A 19,899-nucleotide genomic window follows, 5' to 3' on the forward strand; every position below is an offset into this window, starting at 1 on the left:
CGGTATGGGAATCAAAGTGCTGAGCCCGCAGACCCGCTCCACGATCATCACCTATGCGATCGTGATCGTGGCGTTCGTGGCCGTCACCCTGCTTGACGGCATGGGCCTTATCTCCAATTCGCTGTCCGGTCAGCTCGTGCCCATCTGCGCGTACGTGTCGCTCGCCGTGTCGCTCAACCTCGTGGTCGGCGTGTCGGGCGAGCTGTCGCTCGGCCACGCGGGCTTCATGAGCGTCGGCGCCTTCACCGGTGTCGTCGTGGCGGGCTGCCTTGCCCGCATGGGCATCGAGTCCGAACTCGTGCTCTTCGTGGGCGCGGCGGTGGTCGGTGCCATCGCGGCGGGCATCATCGGCTTTTTGGTGGGCATCCCCGTCATGCGCCTGCGCGGCGACTACCTCGCCATCGTGACGTTGGCGTTCGGCGAGATCATCAAGAACCTGCTCAACAACTTCTATATCGGTATCGATGACGCCGGCCTGCATTTCTCGATGAAGGACACCGCGTCGCTCGGCATGAACCAGGGCACGATCCTCATCAACGGGCCCAAGGGTGCGGTCGGCATCGACAAGATCTCGACGTTCGTGCTCGGTATCGTGCTCGTGCTCATCACGGTCGCCGTGGTCTTGAACCTGATGCACAGCCGCGACGGCCGTGCCATCATGGCCGTGCGCGACAATCGCATCGCTGCCGAGAGCGTCGGCATCAACGTGACCAAGTACCGCCTTATGGCCTTCACGGTCGCCTCTGCGCTCGCCGGTGCCGCCGGCGTGCTGTACGCCATGAACTACTCGACCATCACGCCGTCCCAGTTCGACTTCAACCAGTCGATCCTCATCCTGGTGTACGTGGTGCTCGGAGGCATGGGCAACATCTCGGGCTCCATCGTCTCGGCCGCCTTCCTTACCGTGCTGCCCGAGATCTTGCGCCCGATCAACCAGTACCGCATGCTGCTCTACGCGATCGTGCTCATCCTCGTGATGGTCGTTCCGCACACGCGTATCTACCAGCGCGTCGCCGAGACGCTCCGCGGCCGCCTGCGCAAGGCGCCCGCCGATGCCGCCGTGGCCGCCGAGGGAGGTGAGGGCGATGAGTAAGTTCACCGACTTCGCGAAGGCACGCCGCGAGGGCACCAAGATGGTGCCGGTGCCGAGCGTCTCCATCATGCCCGAGCGCGACCTGGGCAAGGCGCCCGCCCTCGAGTGCCTGCATCTGGGCATCGATTTCGGCGGACTCAAAGCCGTCGACGACTTCAACATCACCGTCGGCCGCACCGAGATCTGCGGCCTCATCGGCCCCAACGGCGCCGGCAAGACCACGGTGTTCAACCTGCTCACCAAGGTGTACCAGCCCACGCGCGGCACGATCATGGTCGACGGCCAGGATACCGCCGGCATGGACCCCGCACGCGTGAACCGTCTGGGCGTCGCCCGTACGTTCCAGAACATTCGCCTGTTCAATTCGATGACGGTCGAGGAGAACGTGGCGGTTGGCCTGCACAACCAGCATCACTGCGGCATGGCGACGAGCATCCTGCGCCTGCCGCACCACTGGAAGAGCGAGAAGTACTACCACGACCGTGCCCTCGAGCTGCTCGACATCTTTGATATGGCCGGCTTGGCCGATCACGAGGCGGGTTCGTTGCCCTACGGCGCCCAGCGCCGCCTGGAGATCGTGCGCGCGCTCGCCACGAACCCGAAGCTGCTGCTGCTCGACGAGCCCGCGGCCGGCATGAACCCGTCCGAGACCGCCGAGCTCATGGAGAACATCGTCAAGATCCGCGACCGCTTCCAGATCGCCATCATGCTCATCGAGCACGACATGAATCTCGTCATGAACATCTGCGAGGGCATCTGCGTGCTCAACTTCGGCAAGATCATCGCCAAGGGCACGCCCGAGGAGATTCAGCAAAACGATGCGGTCATCGAGGCCTATCTCGGCAAGCAGAAGGAGGTGGAGGCGTAAATGCTGTCCGTCTACAACATCAACGTGTGGTACGGGGCGATCCACGCCATCAAAAACGTCTCCTTCGAGGTGAACGATGGCGAGGTCGTAGCGCTCATCGGCGCAAACGGCGCCGGCAAATCCACGACCCTGAAGACCCTGTCGGGTCTGCTGCGCTCGCGTTCGGGCTCCATCAAGTTCATGGACGAGGACATCATGCACATGTCCGCCGAGAAGATCGTCGAGCACGGTCTGGTGCACGTGCCCGAAGGGCGCCGCATCTTCCAGCAGATGACGGTGGAGGAGAACCTCGACATGGGCGCCTACACGCAGCCCAAGGACACCATCGCGGGAAACCTCGAGCGCGTCTACGAGCATTTCCCGCGCCTCGCGGAGCGTCGTCGCCAGATCGCCGGCACGCTGTCGGGCGGCGAGCAGCAGATGCTCGCGATGGGCCGCGGTCTCATGGCCAACCCCAAGCTGCTCATGCTTGACGAGCCCTCGATGGGCCTGGCGCCGATTCTTGTGGAGCAGATCTTCGAGATCATCCAGGCGCTGCATGAGGCGGGCACGACCATTCTGCTGGTCGAGCAGAACGCACAGGCTGCCCTCTCCATCGCTACGCGCGCCTACGTCATGGAGACCGGACGCGTCACGCTTTCCGGCACGGGCGAGGAGCTGTTGCACAACGACAACGTGCGCCGCGCCTACCTGGGTGGCTGATCTGCTCACGCGCTGCCGAGCAGCATATACGTCGAGCTTTAGCCCGCCGGTGCCTCAGGGTGCCGACGGGCTTTTTCGTGCGGGGCTTGTTCGATAGTTCACGGTTGTGCGCGATGCCCGATGCCCTGTCCCGGCAGCTGAGGCGCCTCGCCTGATAACGGCGCCCCTTCCGTCGCGCAAGGCCCCAGCGCGACGTGTACGGCCCCGCCGCGACATGCAAGACCCCACCGCGACATGCGAGACCCCGCCGCAACATGCGAGACCCTCGCCTGACAGAATGCGTTCATTCGAGTCTCATTTTGTCAGGCGGGGGTTTGTCGTGTCGCGCTGGGGCCTCGCGCGTCGGACGGGGGTGCCGGAAGTCGCGCCGGAGCTTTGCTCACCCGTCGTACGCCTCAACTCCGTCGTGCCGGATGTGCGGCGGCGGGGTACACTGGTGGGGAAGGGCGGGTGTGCGTCTATGGGTGTTCCGTTCTGGTTGTTCGTGACCATCGCATTGGCGATCTGCTGGGTCTCCGATCAATCGGGAGACTCCCGATAATCGGTGTGCCCCCGCCTGTATGCCTGCATCTACCGAGGAGGAATCCGTGAGCGAGACGACCATTGTGCGCGAGTTTTGCGCCGAGAACTTCACCGACGTGCCTGCGGCCATTACGGCGGGCGCCAACCGTATCGAGCTGTGCGACAACCTGGCCGTCGGCGGTACGACCCCGTCGCTGGGTGTCATCGAGCACACGGTCGCCTACGCCCACGAGCACGGCGCCCGCGTGATGACGATGATCCGCCCGCGCGGCGGCGACTTCGTGTACAGCGATGACGAGCTCGCCATGATGGAATCCGACGTGTTCTCGGCGTGCGAGGCCGAGACCGACGGCGTGGTGTTCGGCTGCCTCAAGGGAACCGAGGCGGGCGGCTACGAGCTCGACCTGGACGCGTGCAAGCGCATCGTCGGCGCGGCGATCGCGGCGGCGGATGCGTTTTGCCTCGACCATATCGACATCACCTTCCACATGGCCTTCGATGCGCTTCCCGCCGAGGCGCAGCTTCCCGCAATCGATGCCCTCGCCGACCTGGGCGTCACGCGCATCCTCACGCACGGCGCGCCTGCCGGAACTCCCATTCTGGGCAACTTGGAGCGCCTGCGCGAGCTGACTGAATACGCTGCGGGGCGTCTCATCATCCTGCCGGGCGCCGGTATCACGTATGAAAACGTTACCGAGGTCGTGGCGGGTATCGGCGCACCCGAGGCCCACGGCACCAAGATCGTCAAGCTCGCATGATGGTGCGCAGCGATACCATGGCGAACATGCAGCGGGATGACGAGATGACGGCATATGTCCGCGAGGGCGGTTTTTCGCCCCGCGCCATCTTCTTCGATGTGGACGGCACGCTCGTCTCGCATCGCACCAAACGCGTGCCGCCGAGCGCGGTCGCTGCCCTGGCCGAGTTGCGTCGTCGGGGCTGCAAGGTGTTTGTCGCAACCGGGCGCTCCATGCCCGAGTTTGCCTACCTGCCCCTCCACGAGCTCACTTTCGACGGCTACGTCTTGGTGGGTGGCCAGGAGGCGCGCGATGCCGAGGGCAACGTGATCTTTGCCGATCCCATCGTCGGACACGACCTCGACGTGCTGCTTGAGGAGTTTCGGGCCTGCCGCCGTCCCATCCTGTTCTACGAGTCCGTGCGGATGTACGCGAATTTCGTCAACGACCACGTCCGCCGAGTCGAAGAAGAGGTCTCGACTCCCGTGCCACCGATTGACGAGCCCCGCGCGGACCTGCCGGTCCTCAAGGCGATCATCTACGAGGACGATACGCGCGAGGACGATTTCATGGCACGCCTGCCGGGCTGCAAGGCGACCCGCTGGCATCGTGGCGCCTACGATGTCGTTCCGGCCTCCGGAGGCAAGGTCTCCGGCATCCAGGCGCTGCTCGACCACTTCGGCATCGCGCGCGAGCAGACCATGGCGTTCGGCGACGGCGAGAACGACGCCGATATGCTGCGCTTCGTTCGGACGGGCGTGGCTATGGGCAACTGCGATGACGAGGCGCGCGCCGCGGCAGACGTCGTCTGCGGGGATATCGATGAGGATGGTCTCGCCCGTGCGCTCGCTGACTTCGGGCTGATCGATCCGCTCGGTTAGCACAGGATTTGGATGTTAGATAAAGCGTGGGGCGGGCCCGCTCGCCTCACCGCTTGCGTTTGGCCAGAACCTTGGCAGCCGAGATCTTGCGTTTGCGCTCCCCGGTGTCCTCGGCGCATAGACGGTCGATGATGTGCCCGAACACCGCGGCGAGAATCTGCTGGAACAGCGTTCCGCACATGACCGGAAACACCGTCTCGCCCGGGAAGTACTGGGCGGCGATGACCGCCCCCGACGAGATATTGCGCAGCCCGCAGGTGAAGCTCATCGTTGCCAGCAGGGGCTGCGAGCCGTGCATGATGCGGGCGGCCAGCATGCCCCAGAAGAATCCGGACGTAGCGAAGACAAGGATGAAGAGGGCGACCTCAAGGCGCTGCCACGTCATGTTGAGCACGTATTCGCTCATCGAGGTCGAGTTCGCCGTGATGAGCACAATGGTGATAAGCCTGCTCAGCGGGCTTAAGTTCGGGGAGAGGACGTCGTGGCCCCAGCCGCGCGTGAGCTCGTTGACGATGATGCCCGCGAGCGCCGGTAGGGCAATCATAAAGATCATGTCCGTCATCATTCCCATCGCGTCGATATGAATCGATGCGCCGAGGAGGGTGGAGAGGGTGAACGGTATGGTCACGGGTGAGATGACGGTGGATACGAGGATCGCCGCCAGGCACAGGGGCCCGTCGCCCTCGTAGATGCCCACCCACATGAAGCTGATGACGGCGATGGGAACGCTGTACTCGAGCACCACGCCGGTGACGAGGTTCACGTTGTCGCCGAACAGGGCAGACCCGATCAGGTAGGCGAGCAGGGGCATGGCGACCTCGGCGATCGCCAGGATGACCAACAGGCGCGCGGGGTGCCTGAACACCTGCAGCAGCTGGCCGAAGGTGTTCGACAGGGCGCCTTGGAACGTCATGATGGCGAAGATGAACGGGACGATTGCCTTGAGGGGGCCGAATACGCCGGGGAGCAGGACGCCGGTCGCCACGCACACCGGGACGATGAATGCCATGTGCGAGCCGATTGCCGATCCCATACGCTTCCAGCGTTCCATGAAGACAGCCACGTTCTTCCCCCTCATATGCGCAGATTGCTCGCGCACATTGCGCGCTTCGCCATGCTACTGAAAGCTTGTTACCGACAGATTACCGGGACAAGTGTCACACGGAACATTCTTGCGTATTCGTTCGGAAGCGATGCGGGCGCGGCGGGGGGGCGTAGGTGGCGCAGGGGGGCGACGCCCCCTTGCGCCTTTCCGTCGTTTTGGCCATATCCGCCCACGGTCGGGTTCGTCGCCGCTCCCCGCATGCCTGTCGATTCTGTCCGCACGGTGCGTATAATGGAGATGTTCAACAGCACGGTCCGCCGCAGCGGACCCACATCCAAGGACGTGCCCTATGCATAGAATGCACTCCGTGCGCGCCGCGTGCGCCTGGCGCCGCGTGCGCCCCGCAAGCGTGCTCCATCTTCCGGCCAAGGCGGTGTGCCATGGCATCGCTTAAGACCACGCGTCGCTGGGCGCTTGCCCCGAGCGACCCCGCAATCGAGCAGGAGCTTGCACGCGGACTCGGCGTGGCGCCCCTCGTTGCCCGCATCATGGTTGCCCGCGGCATCAGGACGGTCGAGGATGGTCGCCTGTTCCTCACGCCCTCGCTTGAGCGCGACTGGGCCGATCCCGCGATCATCCCCGGCCTGTCGGACGTCGCCGACCGCGTGGAGGCGGCGCTCGACGCCCATGAGTCCATCGCGGTGTTCGGCGATTTCGACGTCGACGGCATCACGTCGACCTGCCTTTTGACCGAGGCGCTTCGCGAACTCGGCGGGACGGTCCATCCGTTCATTCCACATCGCTTCGACGAGGGGTACGGCCTCAGCGAGATCGCGCTCGAGCGCGTGGTGGAGGCGTGCCGCCCTTCGCTCGTCATCACGGTCGACAACGGTATCGCCGCACGCGAGGAGGTTGCGGCGCTTACGGCGATGGGCATAGACGTCGCCGTGACGGACCATCACGAGCCGGCGGACCTCGTGCCGCAGGGCGTGCCGGTCGCCGACCCGAAGCTTGCCGCCGAAAGCCCCAGCCGCGAGCTCGCCGGGGCGGGTGTTGCCCTCAAGCTCGTCCATATGCTGGGCACGCGGCGCGGCATCCCCGACCTCTGGCGCTCCTATACCGAGGTCGCGGCGCTCGGCACGGTTTCGGATATGATGCCGCTGACCCCCGAGAACCGTGCGCTCGTCGCTGACGGCATCGCCTGCATGCGCTCCAGCGCACGCCCCGGCTATGTCGCCCTGGCGGCGCTCGCGCGCGTCGACCTGTCCACGATCACCGCCGACGCGCTGTCGTTCTCCCTCATCCCGCGCCTGAACTCCGCCGGCCGTATGGCGGACCCGACGCTCGCGCTCGACCTGCTGCTGCAGACCGACCCCGTCGAGGCGGGGCGCCTGGCGGCCGAGCTCGAGCGGATCAACCAGGAGCGCCGCGATATCGAGGGGGCGCTCGCCGAGGAGGCCATGGAGCTCGTCGAGCGCACCTACGATGGGAGTCGCGTGATCGTCGTCGGCGGCGAGGGCTGGCATGAGGGCGTCAAGGGCATCGTCGCAAGCCGTCTTGCCGGCCGCTATCACGTTCCGACGCTGCTATTCTCCATATCCGACGGCATCGCGCGCGGGTCGGGCCGTTCGGTCGGTTCGGTCAACCTCTTCGATGCGGTCGAGCAGTGCTCCGATCTGCTCATCCGGTTCGGCGGCCACGCCGGGGCGGTCGGCGTCACCGTGGAGGCCGATAAGCTCGACGCGCTGCGTGCGCGCCTGGCCGAGGTCCTCGCGGCGCTTCCCGAGGAAGATTTTGAGGACACGCGTGAGGTCGCCGCCATCGCCTCGCTGTCCGAGCTCGATATCGACACGATCGAGCAGATATCCGCCTTGGAGCCGTTTGGGCAGGGCAACAAGGTGCCGCTGCTCGCGGCGACGGGCGTGACCATGTGCGACCGTGCGGCGGTGGGCAAGTGCGGCGAGCACATGCGCTTCACCGCGACCGATGGCGCATCGAGCGTCGCCGCCATCATGTTCCGCGTACCCGATATCGAGCGGCAGGTGTCCTGCGACTCGGTGGTCGACCTCGTGTTCGAGGCGGTCGCCGAGCACTGGCAGGGCCGGGTGAAACCCAAGCTTATGGTCAAAGATATCCTCTGCCATGCCTGCGAGGACGGCACCGCATCGCATGAGGGCGCGCCGCTTGACGCTCTGGATGCTGCGGATGATGCCGATGCGGCCGATGTCTCCCGTCGGCGCCATGACGAGCCGCAGCCGGATGCAGCTCGCCGCTCCCTGCTCTCGCAGCTGTCCTACGATGAGCTGACGCGCTCGCTTGTCCATGCGTTCATTGGTGCCGCGAGCCCGCATCCCGCCCAGGTCGAGGCGCTGGAGGCCCTCGCGCAGGGCGAGGGCGTGCTGGCCGTCATGGGTACGGGACGCGGCAAGTCGCTTATCTTCCAGGTCCATGCCGCCCGCGAGGCGCTTGTGCGCCACCGCGCGAGCGTGTTTATCTATCCGTTGCGTGCGCTCGTGACCGACCAGTCGTTCCACATCGCGTCGGCCTTTGCGAGCCTGGGGCTGCGTGCAACGGTCCTGACCGGCGAGACGGCATCGCCTGAGCGCGATGCGGCGTTTTCGCGTCTTGCTGCGGGTGGGGTCGACGTCGTGCTCACCACGCCCGAGTTCCTGGCGATCAACCGCGCGCGCTTCGCCACCGCCGGTCGAATCGGCTTCGCGGTCGTGGACGAGGCCCATCACGCGGGCCTTGCCCGCGGGGGCGAGCGCACCGCCTATCTCGACCTTCCCGAGATACTTGCCGCGCTGGGAAACCCGGTCGTCTTTGCCGCCACCGCCACCGCCGATGAGCGTATATGCGCCGAGATTCGCCGTATCCTGCCCATCGGCCGCACGGTGATCGATGACCATATCCGTGAGAACCTCGCCCTCGAGGACGAGCGCGACCTTGCCAGCAGGGAGAACCGCCTCGTCTCCATCGTGGCGACCGGGGAGAAGTGCGTGGTCTACGTCAACTCGCGCGACCAGGCGCGCTCGCTCGCGCAGGTCCTGCGCCGTCGCGTTCCCGAGCTTGCGCCGTCCATTGCGTTTTACCATGCCGGTCTGACCCGCGACGTGCGCCGCCGTGTGGAGGAGGCATTCCGCGCGGGTTCCCTTTCCTGCATCGTATCGACATCGGCGTTTGGCGAGGGCGTCAACCTGCCCGATATCAGGCACGTCGTGCTGTACCACATGCCGTTCGGGTCGATCGAGTTCAACCAGATGAGCGGCCGCGCCGGCCGCGACGGCCGTCCCGCGAGCATCCATCTGCTCTATTCCGCGCGCGACGCGCGCATCAACGAGCGCCTGCTCGACGCGTCGGCCCCGAAGCGCGAAGAGCTGGTGACGCTGTACCGGGCCCTGCAGACCATGTGGCGCGCCAACCGCTCGCGGACGGGCGAGACGAGTTTTTCGGCCAGCGATCTGGATATCGCGCAGATGTGTCTGGCGATCGATGCCCGCAGCCCCGTGGAGGAGCGCGCCGTCTCCTGCGGCCTGGCCGTATTCGAGGAACTCGGGTTCGCTCAGGTTGCCTCGACGGGCGCCGCTCGCCGAATCGCGATGAGCGAGCATCCGGGAAAGGTCGACCTCGCTTCCTCCGTGCGCTACCTTGAGGGAATCCATGCGCGCATGGAGTTTTCGGCGTTCAAGGGCTGGGCGCTCACCGCTTCGGCTTCTGATATGCTGAATCGAGTGAACAGACCCATCGCACCATATATCGGGTAGGGGGGGACACCATGGATACCGCTGTGTCGAACAAGGCGACCGGATCGCAGTCGCACGTGCACACCAATCAGGAGGGGTCGCTTCAGCCCACCGCATCGATGGCGCATTACACCCATGCGGACGATCTGCCCTACGAGATCATGGCGGACAACTACGACAAGCTCGCCGGGCTCTGCCGCAAGTACATGGGCGAGGCCGACCAGGTCAAGGTCGAGCGGGCGTACTGTTTCGCCGCCGAGAAGCACGCCAAGCAAAAGCGCCGCAGCGGCGAGATGTACATCAACCATCCCGTCGAGGTCGCCATCATCTTGGCCGAGCTCAATATGGATTGCGACGTGGTGTGCGCGGCTCTTCTGCACGACACGGTTGAGGACACCGAGACCTCGCTTGCCGACGTGACGGATATCTTCGGCGAGACGGTTGCCGAGCTCGTGGACGGCGTCACCAAGCTCACCAACATCGACGTCGACACGATGGACGAAAAACAGGCGCTCAACCTGCGCAAGATGTTCCTTGCGATGAGCCGCGACATCCGCGTGGTCATCGTCAAGCTCGCCGACCGCCTGCACAACATGCGGACGCTCGCGGCGCTGCGCGAGGATCGCCGGTTGTTCAAGGCGCGCGAGACCATGGACGTCTATGCGCCGCTGGCCGACCGCCTGGGCATTTCCTCGATCAAGTGGGAGCTCGAGGACCTTTCGTTTTTCTATCTCGAGCCCGAGGCCTACCAGCGCATCGCGCGCATGGTCGCCGAGAGCCGCGAGGTGCGCGAGCGCTTCCTGGCCGAGACCATCAAGACGCTCGACGACGAGCTGAAGCGGGTGGGAATCACCGGCTACCAGATCAACGGCCGCTCCAAGCACTATTGGTCCATCTATCAGAAGATGAAGCGCAAGGGCAAGGAGTTCTCCGAGATCTACGACCTCGTGGCGCTGCGCGTCATCACCGGCTCGGTGGGCGATTGCTACTCGGCGCTCGGCGCCGTGCACACCCTGTGGCATCCCATGCCGGGGCGCTTCAAGGACTACATCGCCATGCCCAAGCTCAACAACTACCAGTCGCTGCACACGACGGTCATCGGTCCTACCGCGCGCCCGCTCGAGATTCAGATTCGCACCTACGAGATGCACGAGCAGGCCGAGTACGGTATCGCCGCGCACTGGCTCTACAAGCGCTCGGGCGGCTCGTCGGCTGCCAAATCCAACGAGGCGCAGCGCCTGGACGACCAGATCAACATGCTCAAGCACTCGCTGGACTGGGCCGCCTCCGACGACATCGACGATGCCAAGGAGTTCCTGCACACCCTCAAGGCCGATCTCTACGATACCGAGATCTTCGTGTTCACGCCCAAGGGCGAGGTCATGAGCCTGCGCGCCGGGGCGACACCCCTCGATTTCGCCTACGCCGTTCACACCGAGGTGGGCAACCACTGCGTCGGCGCCAAGGTCAACGGCGTCATGGCGCCGCTGACGCACGAGCTTGCGACCGGCGACCGCGTCGAGATCATGACCAACAAGGCGTCGCGGCCCTCGCACGACTGGCTGAACATCGTGCGCACCCCGTCGGCGCGCTCCAAGATCAAGCGCTACTTCGCCGCGGTCACGAAGGACGACAACGCGACCGCCGGCCGCGATATGCTCGCACGCGATCTGCGCAAGCGCGGCTACGGTATCTCCACGCAGCGCACGACGCGCGCGCTCAACACCGTGGCCGAGCAGCTCAACTTCAAGCAGATCGACGACGTGTTCGCCGCGATCGGCGGGGGCAAGCTCGCCGTGCGCATGGTGGGCAACAAGGTCCAGCAGATCTTGGACCCCAAGCCCGAGGCACCCGTCAAGAGGCCCGAGGCGGAGGACGAGGCCCAGCCGGCGCGCGGGTCGAACCGCCGTCCGCGCTCCTCGTCCAAGTCCAATTCGGGCGTCATGGTCAAGGGCGAGGCGAGCAAGGGTCTGCTTGTGCGTCTGGCCCATTGCTGCAACCCGGTGTTTGGCGACGATATCGTCGGCTTCATCACCCGCGGCCGCGGCGTGTCGGTGCATCGTGCCAACTGCCCCAACGTGAAAGGCCTCATGGAGCATCCCGAGCGCATGATCGAGGTCGCATGGGATCGCGGCGCAGACGCCCTGTTCCAGGTCGAGATCGTGGTCGAGTGCCTGGACCGCATGGGACTGCTCAAGGACGTGACCATCGCCATCGGCGACGCGGGCGGCAACATCCTGTCCGCTGCGACCGCGACCGATCGCGAGGGCGGCGCGACCTTGCGCTTCCTGGTCGAGATCTCCGATGCAAGCGGTCTGGAGCCGCTGTTCTCCGCGATCTCGTCGGTGGAGAGCGTCTACGATGTGCGCCGCCTCATGCCGGGCGAGGGGAATATCACCATGAAGCGCCGCGCCTAGCCTCAGGCCTCCCCAGGCACCCGATCTTGCCCCTCAAGCCTTCGGGCGCCGCACGCTAGGCGTGCGCCCTCGGCTTTCGGGGCAACCTCGGGCGCCTGGGGAGGCCTGAAGGGGATGAGGCACCCCACCTCGCCGCTCAAGCCTTCGGGCGCCGCACGCTAGGCGTGCGCCCTCGGCTTTCGGGGCAACCTCAGGCACCTGGGGAGGCCTGGAAGGGATGGGGGTATCCAACTTGCTCCTCGAGTCTTCGGCGCCGCGTGTTAGGCGTGCGCCCTCGGCTTTCGCGGCGATCTGGGGCATCTGGGAAGGCCTGAGGTCGATGGGGGCACCCGGTCTCGTCCTATAATTGTCTGGCGTTGCGCCAAGGCGTGCGCCCTCGGCTTTCAGGCGCCCGCGGACGCCGGGGATGTCTGCGGGCGGCGGAGCATCTGATGGCTACTGCTCAATTGCTGGGCGCACCGTCTCGTGCGCCCGTCGGAAAGGAACGGTATGGAGAACAGCGAGTTTTCCCTTGACCTTACGGCACGCGGATCGCTGTCTGTCGAATGCGTGGTCAACGGTCCCATTCAGACGAACACCTACTTCGTCGCCTCGGGCGATGAGGCGGTGATTATCGATCCGGCGTGGGATGGCGAGGAGCTCGCGCGCCATTTCACTGCATACCATCCCGGCGTGCGCGTCACCGCGCTCGTGTGCACGCATGGGCATGCCGATCATACCGGTGGCGTGGCGGGCCTTCGTCGCGTGCTGGGCGATGAGGTTCCCTTTGTTATCGCCGAGGCGGATGCCGACACGGCGCGCCGCCATGTGGGATGGCTGCGGGCAAACTGGGGGATCGACACCCCGGCGCCGCCCGAGCCCGATCGCCTCCTCCATGAGGGCGATACGGTGGAGTTCGGCGATGTCTGCCTCCAGGTCATCGCAACGCCGGGCCATACGCCGGGAGGCATCGTGCTGTTTGCCGCCACCGAGGGCGGGGACATCGCCTTCTGCGGCGACACGCTGTTTCCGGGCAGCCACGGGCGCACGGATCTCGAGGGGGGCGACGAGCGGACGATCATGCACTCGCTCGCCCACATGTTCAGGATTCTCCCCGACGACACGCGCTGTCTTCCCGGGCACAACGGTTCCACGACGGTTGCCGTCGAGCTCGAGAACAACGAGTTCGTTCGCCGCGCGCTCAGCTTGGGGTACTGACGGGGTTGCTGCCAAAGCAGGCGAGCTTCCGCCATCATGGACGCGTTGTGAAGGGGCATTGCCGTTTCAAGGCGATGCCCCGTGTTGTTTTTAGGGTCGCCGTGCGTGCCGCGGCGCCGTGCCGCTGCGCGCCGACGGTCGCTGCCAGCAGATGTCGGAAGTGCAAGGGAGCCGTGTTGGACGGCCGTCGGGTTTTATGCGATATATGTCGGACGACCTGCAAAAATCTTTCTCATCAGACGCGCTGAAAGCCAGCTGGACGATAGCCTTGGGATGAAGCCGGATCGATGCGAAAGGTGGCGTCATGGATGGGTTCGAGGATGTTCAGCAGGCGATGCGCTATGTCGCGGACTACTGGATCAAACGGAAGTGGACGTTTCTGAACGAGGCGAACGAGGAGTTTGTCGCCTTCGTCGATCCGGCGTTCTACTACCAGGAATGCCTGACGCCCGACGAGGTCGCCTCGGTCAGCATGTGCTTTACCGAGTGGGTGCTGTTCGAGCGACCGCTTCGTCGAGGGAAGACGCCCTTGCAGATCCTGCGCGACGACCCGCCGCAGGATGCTCCAGAGGGGCTCGCGGATATCCTGCGCGCCGTCGTTGCGAGCCAGGTGTTCTCGCGTTTCGCGATATGCGACAAGGATGTGGCGAGCGGCATGACGGTCCTGCGGGATGTGCGGACCGACTGCAGATACGACGTACTCGATCCCCACATCTGCGCGATGGAGCATTGGGGCGCAGGGACCGTTGCCGTGAGGATCGCACGCGTGCGGGGCACGTGGCAGCCGGTGGGGCAGGTGTACCTCTATGATCACGTGCCCGCCCAGGAAAACGCCATCGATGGTCCGGGGGAGATGCATCCGGAGGATTACCTGTGCAAGCCGGAGGCGGAGCATGCGAGTTTCTATCTGAGGCTGCTACGCGATATTCTGGGAATCGATGGACGCTATCACAAGAGCGCTCGCGTGCGGGGGCGTGCAGCCTGACGGTCGGGTCGGTGCATATATGCCGTGTGCGACATCCTCGCCCCGGTTTGTTACCTCCATGGCTCATCCGTGCATTTGGTGGCTGATGCCTGTCCATCGAGTGGTAGACTATGGCGAAGTATCAGAGCAAACCTACAGGGAGGTTTTCCATGCTCGTCAACGCAGCAGAGATGCTCAAGAACGCCGAGGCTGGTCACTACGCGCTCGGCGCCTTCAACACCAACAATCTCGAGTGGACCCTTTCCATCCTTCAGGCCGCCGAAGAGGCCAAGTCCCCGCTCATCATGCAGTGCACCGGCGGTGCCGCCAAGTGGATGGGCGGCTACAAGGTCTGCGCCGACATGGTCAAGGCGGCTGTCGAGGCCCTGAACATCACCGTTCCGGTCGCCCTGCATCTCGATCACGGTTCGTATGAGGACTGCTTCAAGTGCATCGAGGCCGGCTTCACCTCCATCATGTACGACGGCTCCCACGAGGAGACCTTCCAGATCAACCTCGACCGCACCAAGGAGCTTGTGGAGCTCGCCCACTCCAAGGGCATCTCCATCGAGGCCGAGGTCGGCGGCATCGGCGGCGTTGAGGACGGCGTCGCCTCCAACGGCGAGCTGGCTGATCCTGCTGAGTGCAAGCAGATTGCCGACCTGGGCGTCGACTTCCTCGCCTGCGGCATCGGCAACATCCACGGCGTGTATCCGGCTGACTGGGCTGGCCTGTCCTTCGATCGCCTCGCCGAGATCAAGGCCGAGGTCGGCGACCTGCCGCTCGTGCTCCACGGCGGCACCGGCATCCCCGTCGACCAGATCCAGAAGGCCATCTCCATGGGCGTCTCCAAGATCAACGTCAACACCGACCTGCAGCTCGTCTTCGCCGCTGCCACGCGCGGTTACATCGAGGCCGGCAAGGATCAGCAGGGCAAGGGCTATGACCCCCGCAAGCTGCTGAAGCCCGGCCGCGACGCCATCGTCGAGCGCACCAAGGAGCTCATGGAGGAGTTCGGCTCTGTGAACAAGGCGTAACGCCTGCTCTCCCGTGCCTGTTCGGAAAGCCCCGGAGGGTTCCCACGCGCGCGTCCTCGCCGCTTCGCGGCTGCGGGATTGCGCGCTTAGGGAAGCCCTCCGGGGCTTTCCTGCGTTTACGGGGCCGGGCGTTTCGACTTGATGGAAGAGCGGGCGAAGCTGGGCGGGAATCGGGGTCGTTGACGCTGCGCTGCGCTTCGCGCCCAGGAGTGTTGGGGGTAGAATCGGGATGGTTCGGGGTTGTCGACCCTGGCCCATCGGCAATGGATACAAGGGGGAGAGATGACGGTTAAGACCACGTTGCCTGAGGAAGGCAAGCTTGTTGTGGAAGGGCCGGTCGGGTGCGCCGACGAGGTTTCCAACGACGATTATCGCTTTCTGGTCGTGGGCTTGCCTGCCGAGATTGAACGGCTCAAGCAGGCGGGGTACCTCGGCGAGGCGATTCGTGCGTGCGACGAGTTGCTGAAGGGCGACGTTACGCCGGAGCTTGCGGCGTGCCTGCGTGTCGAGCGTCATCGCATGGGCAGGTTGGCTCAGCAGTTTTGCGTGACGCGCGCCGAGGCGCTTGCTGCCATCCGCACCGAGTGGCCGGAGTTTACCGAGGAGCAGCTCGACGACCTCATTGCGCGCAAGCGTATCGATTGGCGCTTCATCGAGAGCGAGCAGCGCTTCCTCGACAACTTCCTCGATTCGCTGCGCGTGTATCCGTCTGAGGTGCCCGGACTCAAGAAGGACGAGTCTCGCGATCTCGAGCTTCGTGACGCCATGCTTGCGCGCATGCATGAGCAGGGTGGCCTGACCTGCGAGATTTCGCTGAAGGCGTCCATCGATATCCCTGGGGCGACGCCGGGCGAGATGCTGCGCGCGTGGCTGCCGGTGCCGGCGGCCTGTCCCCAGCAGTCCGCTATCGACGTCTACGATTGGACTCCCGGCGTGCTCGTCGCCAAAGAGGACGCGCCCGCGCGCACGGCGTTTTGGGGCTCGAGGGAATCTCACGCCTTTGAGGCGAGCTACCGCTACCGCATCCACGCACCGTATGTTGACACCTGCGCGCCGGCTCCCGCGGAACATGTCGTGGCAGACGATGCGGTTGTCGATGACGACCTCGCTGAGCTTGCGCCCCATATCGTGTTTACGCCGTATCTGTGCACGCTGACCGCGCGCGTCGTCGGCGACATCGAGCGCCCGATCGACCAGGCGCGTGCCATCTACGACTACATCACCCAAAATGTGGACTACCGCTATCAGCCTTCCTATGCGCAGCTCGACTGCATCCCGGACCATTGCGCGAAGTCGCTGCGCGGCGATTGCGGCGTCATGGCGCTCACGTTTATCACCATGTGCCGTATCGCGGGCATTCCCGCGCGCTGGCAGTCCGGCTTGTACGTGTCTCCCGATTACGTCGGCCCGCATGACTGGGCGATGTTTTATACCGACGAGTTCGGCTGGCTGTGGGCGGATTGCTCGTTCGGCTCTTCGGCACGGCGTGAGGGCAACGAGGCACGCCGCCTGCACTACTTCGGCAATCTCGATCCATGGCGCATGGTGGCGAACTCTCGCTATCAGGCTGAATTGACGCCCGCCTGCAACGGTGTGCGCTGCGACCCCTTCGACAACCAGATGGGCGAGTCAAGCGTAGAGGGCCGCGGGTGCGATGAGAACGAAATGCTCCGCAGTATCGAGCTTATCGAAATGCACGAGGTGTAAGCGCGGCGCCGTATGCTACTATAGTCCGCGTGCTGTGCCCGAGTGGCGGAATTGGCAGACGCAGTGGACTCAAAATCCACCGGTGGCGACATCGTGCGAGTTCGAGTCTCGCCTCGGGCACCATAGAGAACAGTGAGGGCTCCAGCGATGGGGCCCTTTCGTTTTGATGCGCTATACAGGCGAGACTCGAACTCGCGAGAGCGCGCGAGACTGTGGAAATGCGTGAGCATTTCCCAGCGAGCGGCGAAGGGTGCCGTAGGCACCCGGAGCATGCGGGCGCCGCAGGCGCACGCTTCGAGTCTCGCCTCGGGCTTCTCTGCCATGTCGGCGATGCGCCCATCCGTCCCCGCGCCCGGGGGTCCGCGCCGTAGGCGCCCGGAGCATGCGGGCGCCGCAGGCGCACGCTTCGAGTCTCGCCTCGGGGCTTTTTCGGGGCAAAGAACCCTGCCGGCGGTATCCTCTTATCCGGTAGATGGATTTCGAGGCAGCAATCGCGCCATGCAGCAGATAAGCTTGGGTCTCGATTGAACAGCATCGACCGATGGCAGGTGAGGGCCCATGAATATCCAGATCTTCGGCACCAAGAAGAGTTTTGACACCAAAAAGGCGCAGCGCTACTTCAAGGAGCGTCGCATCAAGTTCCAGTTCATCGACCTGAAAGAGAAAGAGATGAGCAAAGGTGAGCTCCAAAGCGTGCTGCGCGCGGTCGGAGGCATCGATGCCGCTGTTGATCCCAAGGCAAAAGATCAAGATACCGTCGCCCTCATCACCTATCTCGCCGAGAGCCAGAAGTTCGATAAGCTGCTCGAGAACCAGCAGGTGCTTCGCGAGCCGATCGTGCGGAACGGCAGCCGGGCGACCGTCGGTTACGAGCCGGATGTCTGGAAGTCGTGGGAATAGCGACGGTGACGAGCACCCCCATACAACCATCATGGTGAAACCGTGAAGCGAATCGAATGCGGAGGAGTTGTGGTACTATAGCCGCTGCGCTGTGATGAGCAGCGCCTGAAAGTGGGGCATATGGCCCCCACCTTTCGGCGCCCATGGGTTGCTGTCTGGTCGTACAACGTATCGCCTGGGGGCGTATGCCCCTGTGGATCCGAACCGTGTACCCGGATGCTTCCTGTAGGCATTCGGGTTTTTGTTTTGTCCGCTACGAAGGAGGTTGGGACAATAGCTAAGCATCATGACGATACCCGTATCAACGGGGAGATCACCGCGACCACGTGCCGCCTGATCGGTGTCGACGGTTCCCAGCTGGGTCTGTTCGGCATTCGCGATGCCCAGCGCGTCGCCGATGAGCAGGGTCTTGACCTGGTGGAGATCGCGCCCAACGCTGAGCCCCCCGTGTGCAGGGTCATGGACTACGGCAAGTTCAAGTACCAGCAGGCCATGAAGGCCAAGCAGGCTCGTAAGAACCAGTCTCGCGTCGAGGTCAAGGAGATGAAGTTCCGTCCCAAGATCGACGTGGGCGACTACGAGACCAAGAAGGGCCACGTTCTGCGCTTCCTTAAGAAGGGCGCGCGCGTCAAGATCACCATCATGTTCCGTGGACGCGAGATGGCCCACCCCGAGCAGGGTCTCAACGTTTTGGAGCGCCTCGCTCAGGACCTGAAGCCGTACGCGACGGTCGAGTCCGCTCCCAAGCTCGAAGGACGAAACATGCTTATGCTCCTTGCCCCCATCAAGGGCGCCTTCGATAACGAAGAGGGCAAAGAGGACGCAGCTAAGAACTAGTGTTGTAGGAACCGATTAAGGAGAAGCACATGCCTAAGATGAAGTCCCACAGCGGCACCAAGAAGCGTTTCCGCCGCACCGGTACGGGCAAGCTCATGCGCGCCAAGGCGTTCAAGAGCCACATCCTGACCAAGAAGACGACCAAGCGCAAGCGCAACTTCCGCCAGGAGGGCGAGATCGCCGCTGCCGACAAGAAGGTCGTTACCGCACGCCTCGCTGGTCGTTAATCGACGAGCACCATCCGTTTTCCTAAGAACACTTACGACGAGGAGTTGATCAGATATGGCACGAGTCAAGCGCTCTGTGAACGCCAGGAAGAAGCGCCGCACCGTAATGAGCCGCGCGAAGGGTTACTACGGTGCCGCTTCGCGTACCTACAAGCACGCTAAAGAGCAGGTCCAGCACTCCCTGCAGTACCAGTACCGTGACCGTCGCAACAAGAAGCGCGAGATCCGCAGCCTGTGGATCACCCGCATCAACGCTGCCGCCCGCATGAACGACCTTTCCTACTCCCAGTTCATGCACGGCCTGAAGGTCGCCGGCATCGACCTGGACCGCAAGGTCCTCGCTCAGATGGCCTACGAGGACATCGAGTCCTTCAACGAGCTCGCCGCCATCGCCAAGAAGGCGCTCGAGGCGTAAGGTCTCAAGCTGAAAAGCATTGCATCACGGGGCGCCTGCGGGCGCCCCGTTTTGTATAGCGAGCTGTGCACGATGAGGGCTTTCGCCAGGGGAGTGCAAAGAATGCAAATGGGGTGGGGAGCCCCGGAGCTTGCTTACGCAGAACGTCCGCATTGCAAAACGGGAGACCGTTCTCACGCGCGCAACTAATTATATAGTTGAGTTAAATGTGGAGGAAATGTGTATGTCTGGATTCCCGCCCCCGCCGGCCCCCGCGTCTGGCAATATATCTCCTTGCCGCGCGGCCGGGTCCGCGCCGGCGGGCACCTTGAGAACCGGATACTGCGAGGAACTTAGGGAAGACGAGCACCCATCGAGGTGCGATCGTGTACCAAGCAGATGAGCGAAGAAGTGAGGTCTGGCTTGAGCGCCAGGCCCCGCGATTCCACATCACTTTCCAGTACGAACGAACGCGAATCAGATGGATCCGATCGGCGTCACGCCGGCCGGACGGGCACTGCGACCGATCAGACCCGCTCGCGCGGGTCTTCAATTGGACGGAGAGTTCGATCCTGGCTCAGGATGAACGCTGGCGGCGCGCCTAACACATGCAAGTCGAACGGCACCC

General features: G+C 64.3%; 16 protein-coding genes, 1 tRNA gene and 1 rRNA gene. 17 read left to right on the plus strand and 1 reads right to left on the minus strand.

Features of this window, described 5'->3' with window-relative positions; all coding sequences use genetic code 11:
* Positions 1-4: 4 nt before the first annotated feature.
* The 5 genes from QUW00_RS05225 (at position 5) to QUW00_RS05245 (ending at position 4,803) form a co-directional block, all read left to right on the plus strand.
* Entirely contained in the window at positions 5-1,093 is a 1,089-nt protein-coding gene (locus tag QUW00_RS05225; RefSeq protein WP_289613333.1) for a branched-chain amino acid ABC transporter permease, read from the plus strand.
* On the plus strand, positions 1,086-1,961 hold the full coding sequence (locus QUW00_RS05230; protein WP_289613334.1) for an ABC transporter ATP-binding protein: 876 nt from the start codon (positions 1,086-1,088) through the stop codon (positions 1,959-1,961). The genes QUW00_RS05225 and QUW00_RS05230 overlap by 8 nt, the downstream gene beginning before the upstream one ends.
* On the plus strand, positions 1,962-2,663 hold the full coding sequence (locus QUW00_RS05235; RefSeq protein ID WP_289613335.1) for an ABC transporter ATP-binding protein: 702 nt from the start codon (positions 1,962-1,964) through the stop codon (positions 2,661-2,663).
* A 587-nt stretch (positions 2,664-3,250) separates the two neighbouring features.
* A complete protein-coding gene (locus QUW00_RS05240; RefSeq protein WP_289613336.1) occupies positions 3,251-3,943 on the plus strand; it encodes a copper homeostasis protein CutC in 693 nt (230 codons plus the stop codon).
* 17 nt (positions 3,944-3,960) lie between these two features.
* Positions 3,961-4,803 carry a Cof-type HAD-IIB family hydrolase gene (locus QUW00_RS05245; RefSeq protein ID WP_289613337.1) on the plus strand — a complete coding sequence of 281 codons (843 nt, stop codon included), beginning with the start codon at positions 3,961-3,963 and terminating at the stop codon, positions 4,801-4,803.
* Positions 4,804-4,849: 46 nt separating this feature from the next.
* Here QUW00_RS05245 and QUW00_RS05250 read toward each other — a convergent pair whose 3' ends face one another.
* Positions 4,850-5,866: a bile acid:sodium symporter family protein gene (locus tag QUW00_RS05250; RefSeq protein ID WP_289613338.1), complete on the minus strand. Its 1,017-nt coding sequence runs from the start codon at positions 5,864-5,866 to the stop codon at positions 4,850-4,852.
* A gap of 422 nt (positions 5,867-6,288) precedes the next feature.
* Here QUW00_RS05250 and recJ point away from each other — a divergent pair, with 422 nt between their 5' ends.
* From recJ to QUW00_RS05310, 12 genes are all read left to right on the plus strand, one after another.
* Positions 6,289-9,612, plus strand: coding sequence for a single-stranded-DNA-specific exonuclease RecJ (recJ, locus tag QUW00_RS05255; RefSeq protein WP_289613339.1), 3,324 nt, complete (start codon positions 6,289-6,291; stop codon positions 9,610-9,612).
* A 98-nt stretch (positions 9,613-9,710) separates the two neighbouring features.
* Positions 9,711-12,008: a RelA/SpoT family protein gene (locus QUW00_RS05260; RefSeq protein ID WP_436232156.1), complete on the plus strand. Its 2,298-nt coding sequence runs from the start codon at positions 9,711-9,713 to the stop codon at positions 12,006-12,008.
* A 489-nt stretch (positions 12,009-12,497) separates the two neighbouring features.
* Positions 12,498-13,205 carry an MBL fold metallo-hydrolase gene (locus tag QUW00_RS05265; protein ID WP_289613341.1) on the plus strand — a complete coding sequence of 236 codons (708 nt, stop codon included), beginning with the start codon at positions 12,498-12,500 and terminating at the stop codon, positions 13,203-13,205.
* Positions 13,206-13,509: 304 nt separating this feature from the next.
* Complete coding sequence (locus QUW00_RS05270; protein WP_289613342.1) at positions 13,510-14,190, plus strand: hypothetical protein; 681 nt, start codon at positions 13,510-13,512, stop codon at positions 14,188-14,190.
* Positions 14,191-14,339: 149 nt separating this feature from the next.
* Positions 14,340-15,206, plus strand: coding sequence for a class II fructose-1,6-bisphosphate aldolase (fba, locus tag QUW00_RS05275; RefSeq protein ID WP_289613343.1), 867 nt, complete (start codon positions 14,340-14,342; stop codon positions 15,204-15,206).
* A 282-nt stretch (positions 15,207-15,488) separates the two neighbouring features.
* Positions 15,489-16,913, plus strand: coding sequence for a transglutaminase-like domain-containing protein (locus QUW00_RS05280; RefSeq protein ID WP_289613344.1), 1,425 nt, complete (start codon positions 15,489-15,491; stop codon positions 16,911-16,913).
* A 36-nt stretch (positions 16,914-16,949) separates the two neighbouring features.
* Positions 16,950-17,036, plus strand: a tRNA-Leu gene (locus QUW00_RS05285).
* A gap of 435 nt (positions 17,037-17,471) precedes the next feature.
* Positions 17,472-17,813, plus strand: a complete 342-nt coding sequence (locus QUW00_RS05290) for an arsenate reductase family protein (RefSeq protein ID WP_289613345.1) — start codon at positions 17,472-17,474, stop codon at positions 17,811-17,813.
* Positions 17,814-18,059: 246 nt separating this feature from the next.
* Positions 18,060-18,650 (plus strand): translation initiation factor IF-3, encoded by a 591-nt coding sequence (infC, locus tag QUW00_RS05295; RefSeq protein WP_289613346.1) that lies wholly within the window; start codon positions 18,060-18,062, stop codon positions 18,648-18,650.
* A gap of 29 nt (positions 18,651-18,679) precedes the next feature.
* Entirely contained in the window at positions 18,680-18,877 is a 198-nt protein-coding gene (gene rpmI / locus QUW00_RS05300; protein WP_085830656.1) for a 50S ribosomal protein L35, read from the plus strand.
* A 55-nt stretch (positions 18,878-18,932) separates the two neighbouring features.
* Complete coding sequence (gene rplT, locus QUW00_RS05305; protein ID WP_289613347.1) at positions 18,933-19,292, plus strand: 50S ribosomal protein L20; 360 nt, start codon at positions 18,933-18,935, stop codon at positions 19,290-19,292.
* A 533-nt stretch (positions 19,293-19,825) separates the two neighbouring features.
* Positions 19,826-19,899 (plus strand): 16S ribosomal RNA (locus tag QUW00_RS05310); the annotation flags it as partial.

Source organism: Collinsella tanakaei (assembly GCF_030373545.1).
Taxonomy (GTDB): Bacteria; Actinomycetota; Coriobacteriia; order Coriobacteriales; family Coriobacteriaceae; genus Collinsella; species Collinsella tanakaei_C.